At 34.7% G+C, this 22364-nt stretch carries 17 protein-coding genes; 10 read left to right on the top strand and 7 right to left on the bottom strand.

The features are described 5' to 3' along the window. Positions 1-156: 156 nt before the first annotated feature. The 4 genes from AS4_RS04240 to bfmR all read right to left on the bottom strand — a co-directional run bounded on the left by AS4_RS04240 (position 157) and on the right by bfmR (position 3636). Positions 157-486, bottom strand: a complete 330-nt coding sequence (locus AS4_RS04240) for a hypothetical protein (protein ID WP_096733322.1) — start codon at positions 484-486, stop codon at positions 157-159. Between the two features lie 135 nt (positions 487-621). After that, positions 622-996, bottom strand: a complete 375-nt coding sequence (locus tag AS4_RS04235) for a DUF7668 domain-containing protein (protein ID WP_096733321.1) — start codon at positions 994-996, stop codon at positions 622-624. 233 nt (positions 997-1229) lie between these two features. Then, the gene (gene bfmS, locus AS4_RS04230; protein ID WP_004722852.1) at positions 1230-2858 is read right to left on the bottom strand and encodes a sensor histidine kinase BfmS; all 1629 of its coding nucleotides are present in this window, start codon (positions 2856-2858) and stop codon (positions 1230-1232) included. A gap of 64 nt (positions 2859-2922) precedes the next feature. Further along, complete coding sequence (bfmR, locus tag AS4_RS04225; protein WP_004722855.1) at positions 2923-3636, bottom strand: response regulator transcription factor BfmR; 714 nt, start codon at positions 3634-3636, stop codon at positions 2923-2925. A gap of 555 nt (positions 3637-4191) precedes the next feature. Between bfmR and AS4_RS04220 the strand changes: the two genes are divergently transcribed. The 3 genes from AS4_RS04220 (at position 4192) to AS4_RS04210 (ending at position 8719) form a co-directional block, all read left to right on the top strand. Further along, positions 4192-7062 carry a ribonucleoside-diphosphate reductase subunit alpha gene (locus AS4_RS04220; protein ID WP_081407422.1) on the top strand — a complete coding sequence of 957 codons (2871 nt, stop codon included), beginning with the start codon at positions 4192-4194 and terminating at the stop codon, positions 7060-7062. A 100-nt stretch (positions 7063-7162) separates the two neighbouring features. Then, positions 7163-7294 (top strand): preprotein translocase subunit YajC, encoded by a 132-nt coding sequence (locus AS4_RS04215; protein WP_004722859.1) that lies wholly within the window; start codon positions 7163-7165, stop codon positions 7292-7294. A 141-nt stretch (positions 7295-7435) separates the two neighbouring features. Then, a complete protein-coding gene (locus tag AS4_RS04210) occupies positions 7436-8719 on the top strand; it encodes a ribonucleotide-diphosphate reductase subunit beta (protein ID WP_004722861.1) in 1284 nt (427 codons plus the stop codon). A gap of 109 nt (positions 8720-8828) precedes the next feature. Here AS4_RS04210 and AS4_RS04205 read toward each other — a convergent pair whose 3' ends face one another. Continuing rightward, positions 8829-13697, bottom strand: a complete 4869-nt coding sequence (locus AS4_RS04205; protein ID WP_096733320.1) for an NACHT domain-containing protein — start codon at positions 13695-13697, stop codon at positions 8829-8831. A gap of 102 nt (positions 13698-13799) precedes the next feature. Continuing rightward, on the bottom strand, positions 13800-14036 hold the full coding sequence (locus AS4_RS04200; protein ID WP_096733319.1) for a helix-turn-helix domain-containing protein: 237 nt from the start codon (positions 14034-14036) through the stop codon (positions 13800-13802). Positions 14037-14097: 61 nt separating this feature from the next. Between AS4_RS04200 and AS4_RS04195 the strand changes: the two genes are divergently transcribed. Together AS4_RS04195 and AS4_RS04190 are read left to right on the top strand one after the other, a co-directional pair. Next, entirely contained in the window at positions 14098-14646 is a 549-nt protein-coding gene (locus tag AS4_RS04195; RefSeq protein ID WP_096733318.1) for a hypothetical protein, read from the top strand. Positions 14647-14807: 161 nt separating this feature from the next. Further along, the gene (locus AS4_RS04190) at positions 14808-15050 is read left to right on the top strand and encodes a transposase (RefSeq protein ID WP_096733317.1); all 243 of its coding nucleotides are present in this window, start codon (positions 14808-14810) and stop codon (positions 15048-15050) included. Positions 15051-15149: 99 nt separating this feature from the next. Here the strand turns inward: AS4_RS04190 and AS4_RS04185 are convergent, their stop codons facing one another. Beyond that, a complete protein-coding gene (locus tag AS4_RS04185) occupies positions 15150-15977 on the bottom strand; it encodes a hypothetical protein (protein WP_096733316.1) in 828 nt (275 codons plus the stop codon). Between the two features lie 184 nt (positions 15978-16161). Between AS4_RS04185 and AS4_RS04180 the strand changes: the two genes are divergently transcribed. From AS4_RS04180 to AS4_RS04160, 5 genes are all read left to right on the top strand, one after another. Continuing rightward, complete coding sequence (locus AS4_RS04180; RefSeq protein WP_096733315.1) at positions 16162-16416, top strand: hypothetical protein; 255 nt, start codon at positions 16162-16164, stop codon at positions 16414-16416. 228 nt (positions 16417-16644) lie between these two features. Continuing rightward, complete coding sequence (locus tag AS4_RS04175; protein WP_096733314.1) at positions 16645-17349, top strand: hypothetical protein; 705 nt, start codon at positions 16645-16647, stop codon at positions 17347-17349. Position 17350: 1 nt separating this feature from the next. Next, complete coding sequence (locus AS4_RS04170; RefSeq protein ID WP_096733312.1) at positions 17351-19234, top strand: Mu transposase C-terminal domain-containing protein; 1884 nt, start codon at positions 17351-17353, stop codon at positions 19232-19234. Beyond that, complete coding sequence (locus tag AS4_RS04165; RefSeq protein WP_004819300.1) at positions 19221-20171, top strand: TniB family NTP-binding protein; 951 nt, start codon at positions 19221-19223, stop codon at positions 20169-20171. The genes AS4_RS04170 and AS4_RS04165 overlap by 14 nt, the downstream gene beginning before the upstream one ends. Next, positions 20168-22153, top strand: a complete 1986-nt coding sequence (locus tag AS4_RS04160; protein WP_096733310.1) for a TniQ family protein — start codon at positions 20168-20170, stop codon at positions 22151-22153. The genes AS4_RS04165 and AS4_RS04160 overlap by 4 nt, the downstream gene beginning before the upstream one ends. Positions 22154-22364 lie beyond the last annotated feature (211 nt).

The raw sequence follows: 22364 nt of genomic DNA, 5'->3' as shown, positions 1-22364 counted from the left end.
CTTTGTCGAACCCAGTATCGCATGCTAGGTTGATGGCATGGATCAGTTCACTGGCGGCAGTATAGACCAATACTACCAATGGCCTTTGAAACTGAAGACGCAGAAATAAACCTTGATCATTCGTAGTGACGTCAAAATCTTCTAAAAAACTCAATTTTATACAAGATCAGTAATACCTGTGATAATTTCTGCAATTAAATCAATGCTGATGGTTAATACAATATCCCAAGATTCACAATCCTCCCCGATCAAAATATAAATCTCGCCATCATCAGCTTTTTTCCAATGAACTGTGCTGTTGGCAGATTCTCCTGCCTGTATATAAGTAACAGAATCTGTTGTTATTTTTTTCAACTCTTCCACTTGGTCAATTGAAATATAAATATTAATTTCAATAAATTGGTTGGCAATTTTTATTATAAATGCAGGATGCCCATTTCCATTAAATGCATGATCAATAGTAATATCAAAATTAGCGTTCACCATTCAAATTTCCTTAATGAATATTATCATTATCAATATCAACATCAATGCTCAAGCTATTCAGTTTGGTCTGCGTAATTATGCTTAGAAAGGTCTGACAAAGAGTACGTTTTGATGTTCCGATAGATATCGTTATTTTTACATAACGCGAATATCATACAAATGTAATAGTTTACCTGCATTTATTGGCGCACAAAAAACAGCATATAAATCTGATTCAAAATCATCAAACCATAATTGGACCTCAATTGTATTTTTATTAACACGATCTCCTTTGAAAGAAAAAACCTCTGTATCCTCCAATACATCGTCAGGAATTTGTGTCATTTTCACAAATCCGCTTAAATGCGCAAATTCATTTACAGCAACTCTATATTCATTTGCCGTTGATGGATAGGCCATTTTATTTTTTACCAATTCTTCATAGTCATCAGAAATCATAAGATTCAATATTTTTAACACTGATTCTTTATATATTGGAAATTCTCTTAGAAAAATATTTTCATTTGTCATTTTCTGTTCCCAACTTTTTGCATTGCCGTGGATGGAGTAATTCCAATCTTCTGAAAATATAGATCAAAAGGCATCCAACATTTTTGAGTGAATTTTTGTATTGAACGCCCCTTCTCCCGTTGGGAGAAGGTTAGGATGAGGGGTGTTTTATCTTAAATAATGACTTTAAAGCTGACTGATAAACCAAGTCAAATAGCGCTTAATTGATAATATTTAACAGCATGATTTAACAGTTAAGCTTTTTTCTTTTTAAAACGCTCTACAGGCCAAGACATGGTAAATCTTGCACCACCCAAATCTGAGCTTTGATCGACTTCAATCGTCCCGCCAAACCAATACGCAATACGACTAACAATTGAAAGTCCTAAACCATAACCACCTGAAGCACGGGTACGGCTATCATCTAAACGTGCAAATGCCTCAAATACACGTTTACGGTCTTCTTCTGGAATTCCGGGGCCATCATCTTCCACACAGACATAGGCCATGTTGGTCTGGTGATTGACGCCACCACTAATATTGACCTGATGATCACAGTAACGTATCGCATTTCCCACCAAGTTTTGTACAACTCGATGTAAATAACGACGTTCTGCATCAACAATGACATCAGATGAAAGTGGGTTGAGATGGATAATCTTTTGCGTTTTTAATGCTTCGGTTTCTACCGCAACTTGCTTTAATACATCAATCAATACAATTTTTTCAAAATCTAATGATGGTGTACCTTGCTCTAATTTCGCATAGGTCATGATTTCATCAATCAGCGTATTTAACGCTTCGATGTCTTTATCAATCATCTCGACTTGTTGCAAACGATATTCATGGTCATCTTCATCTGCCAGCATTTCCATACCAAAACGGATTCGCGCCACAGGTGTACGTAACTCATGTGATACCGCACGCATTAACTCACGCTGTGCTTCAATCAAACGCTGTATATGGTCAGACATGCTGTTATAACTGGTGGCTAGACTGGCCATTTCGTCATAACCCTCAACAGGTACACGTTGCGACATATCCCCTGTTCTCATCACATCTAAAGCTTCATTCACCTGTTTCAACTTGCGTTGCATTGGCACAATCAAGCCATACACCCCCAAACAGAGTAAGAACATACTCAGCAATGTAATTCCAGCTGCCAATTTGACGGGCATCCAGTTAAACATTGGAACGGGGCCAAGCACCAACACATCTGTAGGTGAGTTTGGTAAAGGTGAAACAATCGAAATGGTGGTACCACGTACAGTTGCACTGTCACGCCATAAAATCACACTTTGATCTGATCTTAAACGACCAATTTGCTCGGAATCGAGATTGAGCTGAGAAATTTTTTCCACACCAACATGATAAGAGAAATGTTGTTGAATTTTCTTAAGATATTCTTGTTCTTGACCGGGATAATAGACCAAATAATCCAGAATAAATACCGGAAGTGCCTTCATTTGGCGTTCGCCAATTTGATCGACTTTGATATATAAATAGTGTTTAGGGTCATTTCTGATCCCTATAACCAGATAAGCTATCCCTTGTTCTGCATCATAACGCACTACCGCTTTTTGACTTTCTATACGTTTTTCTTCAGTACGAGATAAGTCAACTTTGCGTGCTTCGAGATAATAAATGGGAAGTTCTAATAGATCAGACGCATCTGAAATCCAATCTAGGCGCTGCTGTTCAGTTTGCTGACGTGCCACACCTTCACTGATCACAAATGAAATTCCATCTGTGAGAGACTCACGATATTCCTGCGCACGTTGATAATTAATTATTTGGACAAGTAAATATCCAAACAAGGCAACCAACACAACAAGAATGACTAATCCTGCATAGATGCGCAAAAATATACTGTGTTTAGACACGCAAACTAACCTTCTTTATGCCTGTCCTGTGATGGACAAGCATCTTAGATGACTGACCCATCGTTTATAGACCAGTCTCTTTAACAAACAAATAACCTTTACTACGTACAGTTTTAATACGTTTCGGATTTTCAGGATCATCACCAATTTTTGGACGAATACGTGAAATACGTACGTCAATCGAACGGTCTTGACCGTCATATTCAATACCACGGAGACGTTCAAAGATGTCTTCACGCGATAAGATACGGCCTGCATTCGATGCCAATAACCAGAGTAGATCATATTCAGCACTGGTGAAATCAACCAACTCACCATTAAGTGTCACTGAACGACCGCCATTGTCGATCACAAGATCGTCAAATTCAATACGTTGTGCAACTTCATCTTCAGGCGCTTTGTCTGTACGACGTAATAATGCACGAATACGTGCAAGCAAGACACGCGGTTGAACAGGTTTAGCAACATAGTCGTCTGCACCCATTTCTAAACCAAGAACTTGGTCCATATCTTCAGTACGTGCAGTCAACATCAAAATCGGTTGATGATAATGTGGACGAACTTCACGACAAACGGTTAAACCATCTGCACCCGGCAACATCACATCCAACACAACCAAGTCTGGTTGTTCAGCAATGATGCGGCGAATCGCACGGTTACCATCTGGCTCTACCCCAACTTCCAATCCATTGCGAATTAAGTATTCCTGAGTTAAGCGAGCTAGGCGCTCGTCATCTTCAACAATCAGAATCTTTGGTAACTTTTCTTCTTGGCTCATCTATTTGCCCCTATATTTGATTTTGGAGTCTGCTACAAATCTCGCAGATTCAACACACTATGTTTTGCAATATACACACGTTTACAATGTAAACAAGACCTCATTCACCAAACTGATACATGAGCGTATCAATTTGTTATATTTTTATTAACTATTGAATTGTAGGCAGTTTTATAAAATCAATACACATCATTTTTAAATTTCTTCAAGACAATCAATAGCTGGACTAATTTTTATACAAAATATTTCATTGTTCATATTCTGTCTCATCAGTTTATCGTTTTTTGAGTTATCCACACACTTATCTATAAGCACTCTGCGGAGTCTTTGCTATGCTATGTGCTTGTCTCATAAGGCATATAACAAAAATGACGCTTTGAGGTAAAAAGATGCAAATAAAAATTTACTTTTCAGGGATAAAATATTCTTGAAATGTCAATATTGATCTACCCTTAAAATTACCGTATCTTGTGTTCTAAATTAAATTAAACCACTAAGTATTGTGTTTAGTCCTCAAACATCGTGACAACAAATTTTGCAGTTTGTCCGATTCAAATGGTCCATAAACATAACAATGATGACAATGGAGCTACGCTGACAATGAACGCCATTACAACCCCTGGTCAACTACAAGTGATTAAACGCACTGGTGATGTTGCCGCTTTTGATGCAGATAAAATCTCTGTAGCAATTGGTAAAGCTTTTTTGGCTGTAGAAGGTCAACAAAGTGCAGATTCAAGCCGTATTCATGATCGCATCACTCAGCTCACAGAGATGGTGATGAATACTTTTAATCGTCGTTTACCTTCTGGCGGAACAATTCACATTGAAGAAATTCAAGACCAAGTTGAATTGGCGCTTATGCGTACAGGCGAACAAAAAGTTGCACGTGCATATGTGATCTATCGTGAACAACGTTCTGATGCACGTAAACAAACTGGTGCTCATCATCACCCAACCTTACAAATCACAGATGCGAACGGTCAGCTTCAGCCTCTAGATTTGGGCAAACTTCAAGCCACGATTGAAAAAGCAAGTGAAGGCTTAGAAGGCATCAATGTTCAAGCCATTGTCGATGAAACAGTTAAAAACTTATATAACGGCGTAAAACAGTCAGACATCTCAACCACGATGATGATGGCAACACGTACCCGTATCGAACAAGAACCAAACTATACTTATGTAACTGCACGCCTATTACGTGATGACTTGGTTGCGACCGGTTTAAAATTCTTAGGTTTAGCCACAGATACCATCGAAGGCGATGCACTCGAAACTTATTTAAACAAAGGTATCGAGCTTGAGCTTCTCTCTCCTGAGCTTTTAAACTTTGACCTTGCGAAATTGGCAGCAGCGATCAAACCAGAACGTTCAAACCAATTTACCTATTTAGGTTTACAGACGTTATTTGACCGTTACTTCATTCATTCAAATGATGTACGTTTCGAACTTCCGCAATTGTTCTTTATGCGTGTTTCAATGGGACTTGCATTAAATGAAGAACAGCGTGAAGACCGTGCAATCGAATTCTATGACTTATTGTCTAGCTTCGATTATATGGCGTCTACACCGACACTGTTTAACTCAGGTACTTTACGTCCACAATTGTCGAGCTGTTACTTAACCACCATTCAAGATGATCTATATGACATCTATGGTGCGATGCGTGACAATGCCCTACTTTCTAAATGGGCAGGTGGTTTAGGCAATGACTGGACACCAGTGCGTGCCTTGAACTCATATATCAAAGGTACCAATGGTAAGTCACAAGGTGTTGTACCTTTCCTTAAAGTTGCCAACGATACTGCTGTTGCAGTAAACCAAGGTGGTAAACGTAAAGGTGCAGTATGTGCATACCTAGAAACTTGGCACTTGGACATTGAAGAATTCTTAGAGCTTCGTAAAAACACTGGTGATGACCGTCGTCGTACTCACGACATGAACACGGCTAACTGGGTTCCAGATTTGTTTATGCAACGTGTGATTGAAGATGCTGAATGGACACTGTTCACACCATCTGAAACGCCTGATTTGCATGATTTAACTGGCGGTGAATTTGCTGAGCGCTATGCTTACTACGAAGGCATTGCAAAAGAAAACAACATGCTACATAAGAAAATCCGTGCGAAAGACTTATGGCGCAAAATGTTATCGATGTTGTTTGAAACAGGTCATCCTTGGATCACATTCAAAGACGTATGTAACTTACGTTCACCACAACAACACGTAGGTGTAGTGCATTCATCTAACTTATGTACTGAAATCACTTTAAATACCAATAAAGATGAAATCGCAGTATGTAACTTAGGTTCGATCAACCTTGTACAACATGTTCAAGGTGGTGCTTTAGACCGTGAAAAATTAGCGCGCACAGTTAAAACTGCTGTTCGTATGCTCGACAACGTGATTGACATCAACTACTACGCAGTTGAACAAGCACGTAATTCAAATATGAAACACCGCCCTGTCGGTATGGGTATCATGGGCTTCCAAGATGCTTTATATGAATTGGGTATGGGTTATGGTTCTGATGCAGCGGTAGATTTTGCTGATGAATCAATGGAAGTAATCAGCTACTACGCGATTCAAACATCAAGCGACCTTGCTGTTGAACGTGGTGTGTATTCAACATTTAAAGGTTCATTGTGGGATCAAGGTATCCTGCCAATCGACTCTTTAGATATCGTTGCAAAATCACGTCCAGAGCGTATGTTTGAAGTTGACCGTACTCAACGTTTGGACTGGGATACATTACGTACTAAAGTTCAAAAAGACGGTATGCGTAACTCAAATGTGATGGCGATTGCACCTACAGCAACCATTTCAAACATTTGTGGCGTTTCACAGTCTATCGAACCGACGTTCCAGAACCTTTATGTAAAATCTAACCTTTCTGGTGAATTTACAGTGATCAACCCGTACTTGGTACGTGCGTTAAAAGATCGTGGTCTTTGGGACTCTGTGATGGTTAACGACTTGAAACACTTCGAGGGTTCAGTACAAAAAATTGCACGTATCCCTGAAGAGTTAAAAGCAATTTTTGCGACAGCATTTGAAGTCGATACACGTTGGATCGTAGATGCTGCATCACGTCGTCAAAAATGGATCGACCAAGCACAGTCATTGAACCTTTATATCGCTGGTGCAAATGGTAAGAAACTAGACATCACTTATAAGATGGCTTGGTTACGTGGTCTTAAAACCACTTATTACCTCCGTGCATTAGGTGCAACCTCTGCGGAAAAATCAACCATTAACACGGGTGCTTTAAACGCAGTAAAAGCAACAACTGTTGCTGCACCAGTGGCTGCGGTTGCTCAAGAAACTAAACCTGAAGCGCCTGCTGAAGAAGATGGTTTCGCTCAAGCAGCACCAGTACCACAAGCATGTTCAATCGACAATCCAGATTGTGAAGCTTGTCAGTAAGTAATCCTCCCCAATCCTCAAGGGGAATAAAGTCCCCCCTTTAAAAAAAAGGGGGGGTTTAGGGGGATTCAAAAAATCTGAAATTATAAAAGGCGAAGAAATGTTCCATTTAAGTCATAACTATGAGTTAGGCGTAATCGTGCTGATCTTAGCCTTTTTAGTTTTTTACGTGCCTGCGGTCTATGCATTCTTTGCGATCCGTAAGCAGCAAAAGCGTAAGCAAAATAAGTAGTGTGGGTATCTGTTCTTTCGAACAAGAACAAAACAACTATCGGCAAAACTTAATTTTGCTTGCACAGAATAAGCGTATAGTAGTGACATCTTCCATTGTGAGATGTCGAACATAGATATTAACAACGAAGAGAGAACAACGATGTCTATCCTAAGTTGGGACGATTTTGAAGATGATGAACAGAAACAAGCTGCACAAGCTCACCAGCCTGCGCCCGTCGAACAGAAAAAAACGACTGATTCGCAAGTGGTATCTGATACAAAGCAGTCATCGCAGAATGTGGCAACTACACAATCCGCTGGAACCTATACAGCAAGATCAACAAATCCAACCGATTCGTTGGCAAGAGCATCTCACGCCTTAGAAAAGTTAGATGTTGCACCTGGCTTAGAAGAGCTTGAAATGGGTGCGCAACGTGTACAAGTTGATGATAAAGCCATGATCAACTGTCGCGCTGACTTAAACCAACTTGTACCGTTCAAATACGAGTGGGCTTGGCAAAAGTATCTAGACGGGTGTGCAAACCACTGGATGCCACAAGAAGTTAACATGAACCACGATATCGCACTTTGGAAGTCTGAAAATGGCTTAACCGAAGATGAGCGTACCATCGTGATGCGTTCATTAGGTTTCTTCTCTACTGCGGATTCTTTGGTTGCAAACAACTTGGTGTTGGCGATTTACCGTCACATCACCAATCCTGAATGCCGTCAATACATCTTGCGTCAAGCATTTGAAGAAGCAATTCATACGCATGCTTACCAATACTGTATCGAATCTTTAGGTATGGATGAAGGCGAAGTCTTCAACATGTACCGTGAAGTTCCGTCAGTTGCTCGTAAAGCGGCTTGGGGCTTGAAATATACTCAGTCTTTATGTGATCCAACGTTCCAAACAGGTACACCTGAAAACGATCAAATCTTACTGCGTAACTTGATCGCATTCTATTGCGTACTTGAAGGGATCTTCTTCTACTGTGGTTTCAGCCAGATCTTGTCAATGGGTCGTCGTAACAAGATGAATGGTGTTGCTGAGCAATTCCAGTACATCTTACGTGATGAGTCTATGCACTTGAACTTTGGTATCGACATGATTAACCAAATCAAGATCGAAAATCCAAACTTGTGGACTGCTGAATTCCAAGAAGAAATCATTCAGATGATTCTTGAAGGTACTATGCTTGAAATCGAATATGCGCGTGACACAATGCCACGTGGTGTATTGGGTATGAACGCAGCGATGATGGAAGAATATTTGAAATTCATCTGTAACCGTCGTTTGGCACAGTTAGGTTTACCTGAACAGTTTGCGGGTGTAAATAACCCATTCCAGTGGATGTCTGAAATGATGGACTTGCGTAAAGAGAAGAACTTCTTTGAAACGCGTGTAACTGATTATCAAACTGGTGGTGCGTTGAGCTGGTAAGCTCGACCGTCACGCGACACATAAGTTGTCATTTGCGACACATAAAATGTCATTGAACGACACATAAGTTGACATTGATAAAAAACCGCCATAAATTGGCGGTTTTTTTCTAAAAAGAAATAATTTTTGAAAAAAGTTGCATAACCATATTATTATGTTTTGGTTGCATAAAATTAATACCATCTAAATTTTCTAAGTTATGTTTAGAGTAAAATTCATTAAATATACGAATTAAGTCCACATCTAACCTATCTTTTTCTTTTAATAATTCAATAGATAAAGAAATTAAATGATAATTTTTAGAAACTACCCATTTTTTAAGAACAGTTTTCATGAGATCCCCACCGGCTAACTCTATAAAAATTTCTCTTAAAAAATCATAATATTTATAGTCCACATGGATAAAATCCACAAAATTTAAAATGACTTCCTCAAGATATTTAGGTTCATTTAGAACTTCAGCAAAAAAAACTCTATTTGTGAGTGAGTATTTGTTTAAGTTTTCTGTAGATTGAGCTCTTACCCAATTTGCAAATGGTGAGTCATTCCAGCCATACGCGAACCAGCCTAATACACCAGACTCAAAAGAAAGCATTATTTCATTTGGTTCTCCTAAGTATTCAACGAAAATTTCAGAAACCTCACTCCATCTATAGTTTAAAATTAATAACTTAGCCAATTCATTTTGTTCATTGAGAGAAAATAAACTATGAACGGGTGATAATTTTAAACTCTGAATAATTAACACTAATACAGAATTATTAAATCCATATATTTTTATTGCTTTACGTATTTTAAGTAATGGATTTAACTTATTCGAGTTTAAATAAAAATTATCCAAAATTTCCTTACCATTTTTTGTTCTTTCCAAATACCCTTCATATCCCTGATTAATAAATTCATTAATATTAATCTGATCTTTTCGAAAAAGTAGATCAAAATTATCAAAATTTTTCAAAAAAATAGATGAAGCTAATTTATCTCTCTGTAAATAATCAATCATGAAGAAATTATCAGCATACATTCCTTTTGCTTTATCACTCTTAAAATAATTCTCTATCTCATTAAATTCTTCCAACTCAATTAGACCTATTATCCCTGACCTTACTTTTTGCTCATAATTAGTGCCAATAGAAACTAATTCTTTTAAACAAATAGATTTCCAATACTGACTACTTATTGAAGAAAATTTTGCGCTTTTTGAATAAGCCATTATTTTTCTTGTACGTATTGTTCCATCATACTCCAATAGAGGGTTAGGAATAATTTCCTTAATAAAATCAAAGTCATTTACTCGTTCGTAAATTACAGAGTTTATAATTTCTCTAACATCTGAATAAGAAGAGTTGACTAATTCTAACAATTGACCAGAAACTACTTCATTATCTCCTAAGCATTCAGTAATTATTTCCAAATTAGAATTGGCACTCTCAAAAATTTCTGGTAAAAAATTTAATACCTCTTTACATTCAGGGAAATTAATTATTAAATGACCTATTAAATTAGCTCTTAAATCAGGCCTAATTTTCAAATTTTGTATAAAACCAATAATTATATCTTTTACTTCATTATCTTTAAAATTATCAATTAAGCTAAATACTGGACGTAAATAATCATTCCCAATCATTTCATTAGAAATATTAATCAACCATTTTTTTCTTTCATTCATATCAGCAATATAATCTGAGATATATTCAGAAAGAGGAGCTGCTAAATCTTTATTATTACTATAAATCCATTCATCTATTTTATTTTTAACAACTTCATCATCCTTCCAACTTCCCAATAAAGCAGTAACTACCCAATATTTATCATGTAAACCCCCTTCATTTTCATAACTTGAAATTAAAACATTTTTAAAATTCACATCATCAATTAAATTTAAAATATTTCTGTTGGAATAGGCTTGATAACAAACCTTATATTCTTTCATTTCATCATATATTGATATTAATAATGCATTCTTAATTAAAACATTGTTTTTAAAATTTATAGCTAATAATTCATCCAATATAGAATCAAACATTGTAAAAGAAAACAATTTATTGTTTTCTAAATCTGAACAAACTATTTCAGCAACAGTATCATCATTAGGGAACTGACTAACCAAATACTCTAAATGAAATTGATGTTCATTAAATTCTGTTTTTTTACAATAACTTATAAACTCTTCTTTTAAACTAACATCATTAGGCCATCCCTCTTTGATGATATTTATTAAAGAATGCTCTTCTCTAAATAAATTTTGATCTTGAAGTAAATTCAATAAAATTGATAAATCTTTACTACTTTGAATACAATTTTTTATCTTCGCTATAATAACAGCCTTAATTACTTGTAAATTATTTGAGCTAGAATTAAGATCTATTACTTCTAAAACTACTTTATCACCTATATTCTGAGTAGCTAATGCTAATATAGCAGCAGCTCTTACTTCTGGGTTAGGGTATTTTTTTGCCAAATAACTTAAAATTTCTATACATCGTTCATCATTTTTGAATACTGTAGCAAAGCTCAGAGCTGCGTCACATGAACAATACCAATCTTCATCAAAAATTGCCTTATATAGTGCATTAAATAATTGCTCATCTGGATTCCAGTGCTTTAATCCTTTTAGAATCATTCTTCTTAAAGATGGTGAATAAATATTATTCCACTTGATTATAATATCGCGACACTCTTGCGATATTTTAGAATATAAAGAACCCTTTACTATACTTTCAGCTAAATTTACTCGATATTCTGAGAAGGGGCTGATTTCAATTTCATTAATAGCAATTTTCAAAATATCACGCGATCTTCGTATTTTTACTCCCAAATCTGAAGTAATCAATTCAGTCTGTAGCATTATTGATTTTAAACGTTGCCACTCTCCATTTTGACCATGTTCGTCTAAAATATCGAGAGTAATAGAAACTAAATCTTTTTTTCCTTGAGAATCTAGTAGACCAAACCAACTTAAAATACTTTCATGCCAGTTTTTTAATATCCAATGGTTCTTAAACCAATTTAATTGATCCGCTTCACTAAGCCTTATAACATGCTCAGCCGCTAAATATTCTTGAATACTCAAATGTACAAAATTATATTGTTTCGGGCTTCTCTCGACCAATATTGCATACTGATCGACTAAGAAATCTAATATTGTATTTGAACGATTTTTTGCAGTATTTAGGTCTTCACCCATCCCTTCATCATCATCAATTAAATAGTCCTCTATAATTTTTTTGCATTCACTTCTGGATAATGTAGAAGCATGTAAATCTGCCGTTTGTAATTTCCATGCAAGCTTTATCAATAAATTTTGAATGTCATCTTGCCTAATATGCATGACATCTTTATTCAATAACCCACCAGCATGAGCTCTAGCTTTAGGATGTTTAGTTAAAAGTAATTCAATAATTTGTTGATATACTTTTACCCTTACTTCAGGAAGCGCATGCCTATGGTGAAATAACTCTATTAAAGCTTGACAAAGTAGTGGGGTTTTAGCCAATTCAAATGTTTTATGATTAGACTTAACTACATTCAAAAAAAGACTCGATCTAGCATTGAGCTGCAACTCAAACTCTTCACCCTCTTCATATTGATAAAACTCAATATGACGAAACCAAGTACTCGCCAACTTTAAAACTTTATTTTCATCTAAATATTGAAGGGTACCTACTTTCCAATTAGTAGGTAATGAATATTGTTTATACCCCTGCGGTCTGCTTGTACAAATAATTCTAGCATTATGAGATTCTAAAAAAGTTATAACACGATCTATTGCTTGCTGTCCTAAATATTCATTTCCAGACTCATCAAGCCCATCTAGAAGTATTAGTAAATTACCAGTTTTTATAGCTTTTTTAAATAATGGATAAACATCATTGTAACCAAACTGGTGTAACCAATCTTTTAAATAATCATCTATATTAAGCATCTCTTTTTTTTCTATTGCAGATGTAAATCCAGAAAATGAGATCCATATTGGAACACAAGTATTAAAAAAATTATTATTTAGTTTTTGATTATCAGTAATAGGTTCTAAAATTGTTAAAGTTAAATATCTTAAAAAAGCACTTTTACCTAAACCCGGTTCACCAATAATAATGCCATTTTCCTGAAGTAGAATCCACTCTAATATAGGAGATATATTTTCATAACCAATATTACTATTCTTATATTTATTTTCTTCATTTGAATAAATATAGATATCCTCTTTGGGCTGATCATTTCCTATAGGGAGATTTATATAACTTCTTTGAATATACTCACTAATATCAGAAGGAATATATCTTTCTCTTAAGTCAATAGAGCGATTTGTATGTGTACTATTTAATCCAGGATCATGCCTAGCAAATAAAGTTGAATAAAACTTAAACAACCGATCGCGTAAATGATTTATCTCATACCCATTCGCCCTATCTCCAAGTAATTCAGTTTTTTCTGATCCATTGAATCGTTTAACCCATTCCCTACCAAAAAAATCATCAACTATCTCTGGTAAGTTTTTCAATTTCTGGGATAATTGACCTGTTTCAGTAGCATCCCATACTCTGAAATCTATGCCTAGTTGTCTTAGAATTTTCTTTTGATTTTCAATTTCATCAACTTGTTGGATATGGTTCATTGAGATCGTTATACACAAAACGAATATTTGTGTTTGTTCAGCCCATTTACCTTTTAGAAATTTATTTACAGCAGTTTTGATATCTAAAGCATTAAAAGTTTTAACTCTTTTACATTGGAAGCATGCTTTTTTTTCTGTTGCCTTTATATTTGCTAAGATGTCTAGACCACTTTGGTCTTGTCCCCTTACTCCGTAAAGATAAGTATCTGTAATAGCAAACTCTTTACTCACTATCCTAGCAATTAATTTCTCAAAATTTTCCCATTCTAATTTATCAAATGGTAATGTTTGTTCTAAAGTATCTATTGGAGGTAAAGGTGGTTCACCTTGAGGGAGACAAAATAATTCTTGATCTAAATTCATGCTTTATTAGATATAATGAAAAATTGTATTAATTATATACCAATAAAACATTAACTTATTAATTTAAAAAATATTTCCTATGAACGTAATAAAGTTTTTTAGTTAATTATTATCTATAATTTCATTTAGAAATTTTATTAAATCCTTATCTATAGCTTCTAGCCAATCCATTAACTCAATTACATCTAAACGTCTTTCCAAAATTTCAACTTTAGAAACATAAGACTGCGGCTTGTCCAAACGACATGCAAGCTCAACCTGAGTCACATTTTTGGACTCACGAAGTTCTATCAGTTTCATAATTAGGTCTTGATACCTAGGATTGTGTATTGAGCGCATGGCTCAATATCAGTTACAATTTAAAATATCCCAAAATAGGATATTTTAGAGAACTACAACTATGCCAATTACTAAAAAATTACTTATATTTTCATCCACCATATTTTTAGCATCTTGTGCGACAAAATTCCAAGATACTGGTACGTCTACCACTATTAATCAAATGCTAACCAATGAATGGAATATAAAACGCTCTAATTTATCAAAACCAATTTCGGTTGAAAGTGAATTTGAAATGAGGGTATCCACCTATTCCTCGCCCATTTTTATTCATCAACAATGGGTAAAGCAACTAGCTTCACCATATAAAAAATTGCAAGGTTTGTGTAATAGACAAAATGGAAATTTCAACTATCTAGGCGATAACAATTCAGTAATGATGCATGCTCGTTTTTTGAATAGTAGAGATACACTACCACCTCCAGATCGTTTAACCACAGAAGTATTGGCACAAATCAGAAATTCTAAATGGATTGGTGATTATTCTTGTGCAAATTCAAAAGAAAACTGGAAAGCTTCAATAAAAGCTACAAAATGGAGAGCTGAAAATGAAGGGACAAATGCTTATCGCTACATCACTATCACAACAAATATTGAAATTCTGAATTAATTACTGATGTTTAAAATCTTGTATTGAGCTAGCCGTGGAATATCAGTTACAATTTAAATATCCTAAATTAGGATATTTAAATTTAACCCTATCTGTTTCTAAAAAGTTTTCGATCAATCCGACGATGGATAAACTTCAGAACAATAGTTTAGGAATTCGATGTGAAGCAAAAATTTTCTGTAGCTCAAATCAATAGCATTGTTAAAAAGAATTTAGCTGGTGCAAGTGTTGAACAAATTTGCCAAGAATATCAAATTAGTATTGCAACTTTTTATCGTTGGAAAGCAAACTATTTAGATTTAAGCGAGCAAATTCTTACTCGTTTAGATAAGTTAGAACAGGAAAATTTAGCTTTAAAACAGATGTATGCTGAAGTTGCTTTAGCACAAAGGCTTGAAATATGAATAGATATTTCTTACTTATCTCTACTCATTAAAAAAAGCTAAATTGTAGTTTCTAGCTTTAGTTTGTAAAAATCAACTCCGAACTAATACATATTATTTTTACACATCAGCAGTCGGAGGTGAAAACTTTAAGATTAAATCTAATCCAAATTTACCCTCTAAAATATCTGATTTGACACGAAGTGAATTTTTCTTTCTAAAATCGTACAAAAGCGCATCTTCAAAAGTTAAAAAAAGTTCTGATAAAAAAATAATATTCTTAGAGAACTCCTGTACGTATTGAAATTTAATCCTCTTGTTACCATTAGAAGTCATTGGAAATATATGCATTTCCATCAATAAAATTAGAACAGTACTCATCTTTCGAAATGGTATTTCCGTACATAGTATCAAAAGTGTCTGGTAAATTGATCTACCTAGATGAAATGCATCTTCCTTCTTATCTTTACTATACGCATCTTTTAGAAAGAGGACTTGTGCTGCTAACGAATCAAGTCCTGCTTTTCTCTGTAGGCTTAAAATATCTTTATAAGTCAAACGTTCTTTCAACTTTGGCACTTCTAAATTATACCTATATTTATAAAGTATTTTCTGTATATCCCAAGACAATTCCTTAACTGAATTGGTATTTAAAACGCCTATTATTTGTTTACTTTCTATTATTTTCCAAATGACATGATTGAGAATTTTTGTACTTTCTGGGGCAAATGGTTCTACTAAATCAATGATTTTTTGAGTAGGGGTATGCAATCCACGATAATACTTACCCCATCTGTTATTTCGAATAGTATCCCCATTACCATTTTTCCTAAATGAATTAGGTTCAATAATCTTTTCAACACCATAGGGAGTATTTTGTCTCAGCTTATGTTCAATGAATAAATACCAAAGACGAACTCTTACTATATCAACTTGACTTCGAGCCATTCTATCTCCTTGTGCGGAGATATTTCCGAACAAGCTTTATTTTAAAAAATTGAATTATAAATTAATACATTACAAAAAAAACACTCTAAAACTAGAGGAAAGTTTAACCTGTTTTTTTCCATTATTTATCTTATATTTAAAATAGTCTATGCTTTTATAGTGTGACAGGTTAGGACAAACTGATATGCAAAATGCTATTTCTGTAAATGCTGAGATGATCGAAAAAATATTATTTGATCGTCATGGTCCTCTTATAATGGATGATGATTTGAGAATAGCTTTAGGCTACAAATCTACTGAAGCATTTCGGCAAGCCTTAACACGTAAAACTGTACCAATTCCAATTTTTACTTTTGAAAACCGGCGTGGGAAATATGCATTAGTTAAAGATGTTGCTCATTTACTCGCAACTTTACGCAATGATGCCTTAACTAAATAAAAAAGCTTTAAAAGCTACAGGAGAAAAAATGTCATAAAAATAAATTGACAAATAAAAAACGGACTCTAGAAAGAATCCGTTGGTGACTTTATACAAAAAGTACAAAGACGTGGTACTCAAAGTATCTTCTGTATTCAGTCACCAGTCAACCCTTGTTGTCAATTTTTAAGCAACAAGAAATTTCATTCACCCTAAATTTAGGGTGTTCAGAAACACTGGAGATACTTTATGTACCCTAATTTGAGCACTGAACAAAATAATCTACATCGCTATATTTTTGACCAAATTAAAATGGCTTTTGCAACTGAGCCAAATATTGCAGCAACCATTCACGGTCAGCGCAAAATTTTCCAAGGCTGTTATGGTCGCAGAACTGCCCTATTTCCAAGCAAAAAATGCGGTGGCGTCATTCCTACAGAAAGTCGTCTTGAGCTAGCCCATGCTGTTTGTCTTGAGCGAAATTCCACTATAATCAACTACAGATCTCAAGCTTTAAAAATCACACTCTCTCAAAACAATTATTGTTATCCAGACTTTCTAATACAGACAATTGATGGCTCTTATGAAGTGCATGAGGTAAAACCGTCTGTTGCATCCTTAGCTTTAGACGAATATATCCGTTTCGATCGATTGGCAACATTACTCAGCTCGGTTGGAATTACATTCAAACTTATCGATCAAACTGAACTTCCTAAAGAGAATCAGCTCCAGCAACTGCTTTACTGGTATCAAAGAGGACATCGTTTCGATTGGAGTAAATTTGAAATTGAACAAGCCTTGAATCTTTTAAAAATAAAGCAACTTGAAAATCCGATTCAAGTTTATCAAGAGCTTGAATCAATCGGCCTCAAACAAGAACTTGGTGATTATCTTTTTTTCCACCAAAAGTTGGACACGCTCCCATCTCAATATAATAATCAAGGAAAATTTTAATATGGAAAATGCACTTTTTCTCCCTCAACCAGGGTATCGCTTTTATTTTGCAGAACATCCAGATTATATTTTTGAAATAGCCTCAATTGCATTAAATACAATTCGTTATGCTGCAACGATAGGAGGTAAAATATGTACATTAGATCTCAATGAATTTGAGAGTCGATATAAGTCTGGTGAAATCATATGTAGCTTTGCACCCGAAAAGTTAGTTCTAAATCCTCAATGTAGTCAGGACATCCATCGAAAAGAACGTTATGTTTTATCTGCACTTCAACAGTTAGAATACCCTACAAGCCTTAACCAACTCTCACCATTAATTCAAGAAATTGCGACTTCGATAGATGATAAATCTCCTCCTTCACCTAGAACAGTTGCAAGATGGATTTTTAAATACAAAAGTTATTCTCACAACAAACTCTTCTTAAAAAATGAGCGTAAGGGAAATCATTCATTACGTTTTTCACCTGAAATTTATCAGATTCTCAATGAAACCATAGAGGAAGTTTATCTCAAGCCAGAATTTCGAACGAGCAAAGATATTCATGCAACTATGTTAGGTAAATTAGTAGAGCGAGGAATTTCTTTAAATCATTTACCTAGCCTTAGATCCATACAAAGGTATATTAAAAAGCTTGATCCATACCGAATTTTAAAAGCTAAAAAAGGAGGCCGTATAGCCAAAAAGTCATTTCAAGCTTCAGGTAGAAGTTTGCTCAGCCCTTTTGCTTTATATATGGTCGAAATTGATACCCACTATCTCGATGTTATTGTGATAGATCCGAAAACAAACATCGCGCTTGGTCGTCCTTTTTTAGCATGTGCAATTGATACACATACTCGTGCGATTGTAGGCACTTATATCAGCATGTATCCACCAAGTGCAGGAACAACTCTCGCTGTCATAAAAGATATGGTTACCCGACCAAATCAAGAATTACCAGGAGGTATTCCTAGCATTATTATTCCAGATAACGGAGTCGAGTTTAAAAATAATTCGCTTGCTAGAGTCTGCGATCAATTAAAAATCACTTTAACACCTTCTCAAATTGGCACGCCGAATAATAAGCCACACATTGAAAGATTTTTTAGCACTCTTACTCACGGTATTATTCAAAAAATGCCAGGAACAACCTTTTCAAGCCCATCAGACAGAGGAACCTACAATTCAAAAAAAAGCGTTCAATTTACAATAGAACAGCTAAAAAAATATACCGATATGTGGATCAACGATGTCTATCACTGCTCAATTCATAGCATGACTGGTCGCTCACCATTGGTCATGTGGAAAGATGCTATTACAGACATCAAACCGAGTCATATTTCTGAAGTTGATGCAAAAATTTTATGTCGAAGACCAATTGAACGTACAATTCATCATGGGCAAGTTCAAGTTGATGGATTAAGTTATTTTTCTCACGCATTAACTACTTTACAAGCAAAAGGTATTAAGAAAGTCACAGTACTCATTGATGATCTTGACCTAAATGAAGTTTATATCATTGATCCAAAAGATATGAATGTTGTCATACAAGCAGAATCTACCAACCAAGACTACACCTCTGGATTATCAAGGACAATTCATCTAGAGGTCCAAAAAAGAAAAAAACAACTGTCTCAATTAGATCAAAAAAAACTAGGAAAGTTTTCAGAATTATTTGGCCTCTATAAACTTTTACATGAAATTCAATCAGATATAATTAAGATTAGACCAAAGTTAAAACCGATAAAACTTGAACTTCCTCTCATGCTTCAAAATATAGAAAATAATTTATCATCTATTGCAATAACTCAGGATGATCCAAATATTGAGACATTACATGATAACAAAAAAAACAATCTAAGCTTTGGATCAATAGAGGTAATAAAAAATGGAAAAATTTGATAACTATTTTGAACAAATTAGCTCAATTAATAATATTGTGGTCACTTCAGATGAATTTATGAATGCCTTTAAAGGAATACAGGACTGTGTAAAAAGAAGCATAGCTTATAAAGAACCAATAGGAAGTATGCTTTTGGCAAAAGGAGGCTTAGGAAAAACGACGTTGTGTAAAGCGCTTGTCAGCCAAATGCCTAAATCTACTAAAATAGAAGAAGACCACAAAAAAACGATCATTCCAGCATTTTATGTTGAAGTTCCTTCACCAGCCACTATTAAATCGCTGGCAATAACTATGCTACACGAATTAGGTGATCCAACTTATAATAATGGGACTACGTCCTACTTAACAGATAGATTAAGTTATTTACTCAGAATGTGTGAAACTAAGCTCGTATTTCTAGATGAGTTTCATCATTTATTTGAACGTAAACAGTCATATACACGAATGAATGCAACCATAGGAAATTGGCTAAAAACGCTCGTTAATCAAACAGGAATTAGCTTTTGCTTAGTCGGTCTTCCTGAGTTTGCAGAACTATTACAAGTTGATAGCCAAATAGCCCGTAGATTTCCATTTATATATACCTTAAATCCTCTTTACATTGAATCCCCTCAAGGTCATGGCACAATTTACGCATTTCTAAGTGAAATCGCGCGTAAAATGGCACAGCAAAATATTACATTTTCACCACCTCTCGACAATCCACTCATGGGTATGCAAATTTACACTGCTACTCTAGGTTATCACTCCTACACCATTAGTCTGATCAGAGAAAGTATTGTTAATGCATTAAATGAAGGAAGGCTAATTATCAATAAAAGTGATTTTAGTACCGCTTGGCAATTAGGAATTACTGACTATATTTCTAAGCTAAACTCTGATCCTTTTAAAATGTCACTATCACAATTAGCAGTGAAGGTAAGAGGTCAAATATGAATAAGAACATAAGACTTCTTATTGAAGCAACGCCTTATCCAGACGAATCAGCTACAAGTTACTTGCTTCGAACTGCTGAATTAAACGGTCACACTTCAGTCTATCAATTATTTGGGAAAGAAAAATTTAGCTTTTTGAGTAAGTCATCCCCGAATTACACATTCATTGACATAAACCGATTTAGACTTGCATTACAGGCTTTAAGCCTCAACCCCCATTATATTGATCTTGCTTTTGAGCGTGATAAATCAACGAGCCGAGCTCCCAAAAAATATAGAAATGTGAACATTGATCGTAATTTATTTAAATCCAAAAGCTATTCATATTGCCCACAATGCCTAAAAGAACAGCCTTATTTCAGGAAAATATGGCTGTTAAGACCCATTTACTCTTGTCCCATTCATTCTATTTTACTCTTAGATAATTGTTACAAATGTGGACATGCTATTAAGCTACAGTCAGGATCTATCGTAAAATGCTCAAAATGCTTTTCTGATTTAAGAGAAGCTCAACAAACGCACTATGCAGAAAACTTTCTGATTCATTGGTTTATCTATATTTTGAATCAAAACTCTAATGACTTATTTCAAGAATTTTCATCTTTTTGGTTTGCGTTAGAAAAGTTTTCAGCATTAGACGAACCCCAATCAGATGAACGTTACTTAAAAATTGTACACGAATATTTTGTAAATAATGCCAACTCCGTTATCACCATGAGCAACTGGATTAACAGTAGAATACAATTAGCTCACCCAAAAATTCAGTTATTACCATTTTACAAAGAAGCTAAAACCGTTAGGTTTAATGAGAATTATCTTGTAAATATTGAGAAAACTTGTATTCCATATAGACTTAATCCTAAAAGTAAAAAAATCTACTTAACATTAGAGGAGTCAAGACTATTACTTGATATTGGACGATTTAAACTAAAACACCTCTTAATTAAAAATTTGCTAAAATTTGCTGAGAATGTTCATGACAAATCACTTATCTATAGTACTGATATTGAATTGTTTTTAATTGGAGAAAGACGTTTAAATGCAGAATATCACCCTATTCCTATCCCTACTAATCAAAACGAATTACTCACAGTAACGGTAAAATTGGCTGCTGAAATTCTAGAGACAAATCTTGATACAATAAGAAGATTAGCTAAATCTCATTGGCTCAATGACGATAATAAGAAAAATGCAACACCTATACTCATTCCTTTCTATAAATTGGAAAATTTTCATGAAAAGTATGTAATCGCAACAACTCTTGCGAAAACATTAAATGTCAATCCAGTAAATTTTGTAGAAAAATTGAGAAGTATTGGAGTTGAACCCATTAGTGGTCCTCATATCGATATGCTACCTATAAATATTTTTTCTAGAGACTCTATTCAACATATTACTAAAGCACACATAGGTCAGATTAAAAAATATCCAACAAAAACTGGGAGAAAAAATAAAGGATCAAAGACAACAATCCATAATGATTTTTTCACATTGAAAGAAGCAGCTCTACAATTAAATATCAGTTCAAATCAAGTCGCCAATCTGACTCACTCGGGGATTCTTCAACGTTATAATGATTACCAGTCTCCAATCAAAATTAATCGTATTTCGATAAACTCACTAAAGAATCTACTTGAAAACAAAGAGTATGTGTCGATTCAAATCGCTTCTGAGCAACTCAATTGCACAAAAAACTGGATCCATCAATATTGGTGTAAAACAGGCTTTTTAGAAATTAAAGATTTAGTTTATTGGAAACTTGTTAAAAAAAGCCAACTGAAAGAAATTATTAAATTGAAAGAAGAATATCTAACAGGAGCTGAAGCTAGCTCACTGTTAGGAATGCATCACTCTCATATCACTAACTTACAGAGCCAAGGCCTTATAGCACCCTATTATTTTGGCAAAGCAGATAAAAAAATTAGAATGTTTAAAAAAACAGATGTATACCAAATAAGAAATTATTATTTTAGAAGTAAATAGCCCATTTAAAAAAATTGGGCTGTTTAGTTATAGCCCTATTTTAAATAGAGACTTAAAATCCAACTCTGACAGGGGCTGAAGCTAGCACCATCTTCGAGATGAGGCACTCGCATATAACCAATCTACATACACAAGGCCTGATCAAAGACTATTATATGAGCAAAACTGATATAAAAATTAGACTATTTAAGCTAGATGATGTATTGAGACT

The sequence above is a fragment of the Acinetobacter guillouiae genome (assembly GCF_002370525.2).
Taxonomy (GTDB): domain Bacteria; phylum Pseudomonadota; class Gammaproteobacteria; order Pseudomonadales; family Moraxellaceae; genus Acinetobacter; species Acinetobacter guillouiae.
Note: the sequence above shows the minus strand (reverse complement) of the source record. Positions and strands in the feature narration are given on the sequence as shown.

Bases quoted from the DNA above. Each gene is read 5' to 3' on its own strand.
- AS4_RS04240 (WP_096733322.1), bottom strand. From the start codon at position 486: ATGGTGAACGCTAATTTTGATATTACTATTGATCATGCATTTAATGGA.
- AS4_RS04235 (WP_096733321.1), bottom strand. From the start codon at position 996: ATGACAAATGAAAATATTTTTCTAAGAGAATTTCCAATATATAAAGAA.
- bfmR (WP_004722855.1), bottom strand. From the start codon at position 3,636: ATGAGCCAAGAAGAAAAGTTACCAAAGATTCTGATTGTTGAAGATGAC.
- AS4_RS04220 (WP_081407422.1), top strand. From the start codon at position 4,192: ATGGTCCATAAACATAACAATGATGACAATGGAGCTACGCTGACAATG.
- AS4_RS04215 (WP_004722859.1), top strand. From the start codon at position 7,163: ATGTTCCATTTAAGTCATAACTATGAGTTAGGCGTAATCGTGCTGATC.
- AS4_RS04210 (WP_004722861.1), top strand. From the start codon at position 7,436: ATGTCTATCCTAAGTTGGGACGATTTTGAAGATGATGAACAGAAACAA.
- AS4_RS04205 (WP_096733320.1), bottom strand. From the start codon at position 13,697: ATGAATTTAGATCAAGAATTATTTTGTCTCCCTCAAGGTGAACCACCT.
- AS4_RS04200 (WP_096733319.1), bottom strand. From the start codon at position 14,036: ATGCGCTCAATACACAATCCTAGGTATCAAGACCTAATTATGAAACTG.
- AS4_RS04195 (WP_096733318.1), top strand. From the start codon at position 14,098: ATGCCAATTACTAAAAAATTACTTATATTTTCATCCACCATATTTTTA.
- AS4_RS04185 (WP_096733316.1), bottom strand. From the start codon at position 15,977: ATGGCTCGAAGTCAAGTTGATATAGTAAGAGTTCGTCTTTGGTATTTA.
- AS4_RS04180 (WP_096733315.1), top strand. From the start codon at position 16,162: ATGCAAAATGCTATTTCTGTAAATGCTGAGATGATCGAAAAAATATTA.
- AS4_RS04175 (WP_096733314.1), top strand. From the start codon at position 16,645: ATGTACCCTAATTTGAGCACTGAACAAAATAATCTACATCGCTATATT.
- AS4_RS04170 (WP_096733312.1), top strand. From the start codon at position 17,351: ATGGAAAATGCACTTTTTCTCCCTCAACCAGGGTATCGCTTTTATTTT.
- AS4_RS04165 (WP_004819300.1), top strand. From the start codon at position 19,221: ATGGAAAAATTTGATAACTATTTTGAACAAATTAGCTCAATTAATAAT.
- AS4_RS04160 (WP_096733310.1), top strand. From the start codon at position 20,168: ATGAATAAGAACATAAGACTTCTTATTGAAGCAACGCCTTATCCAGAC.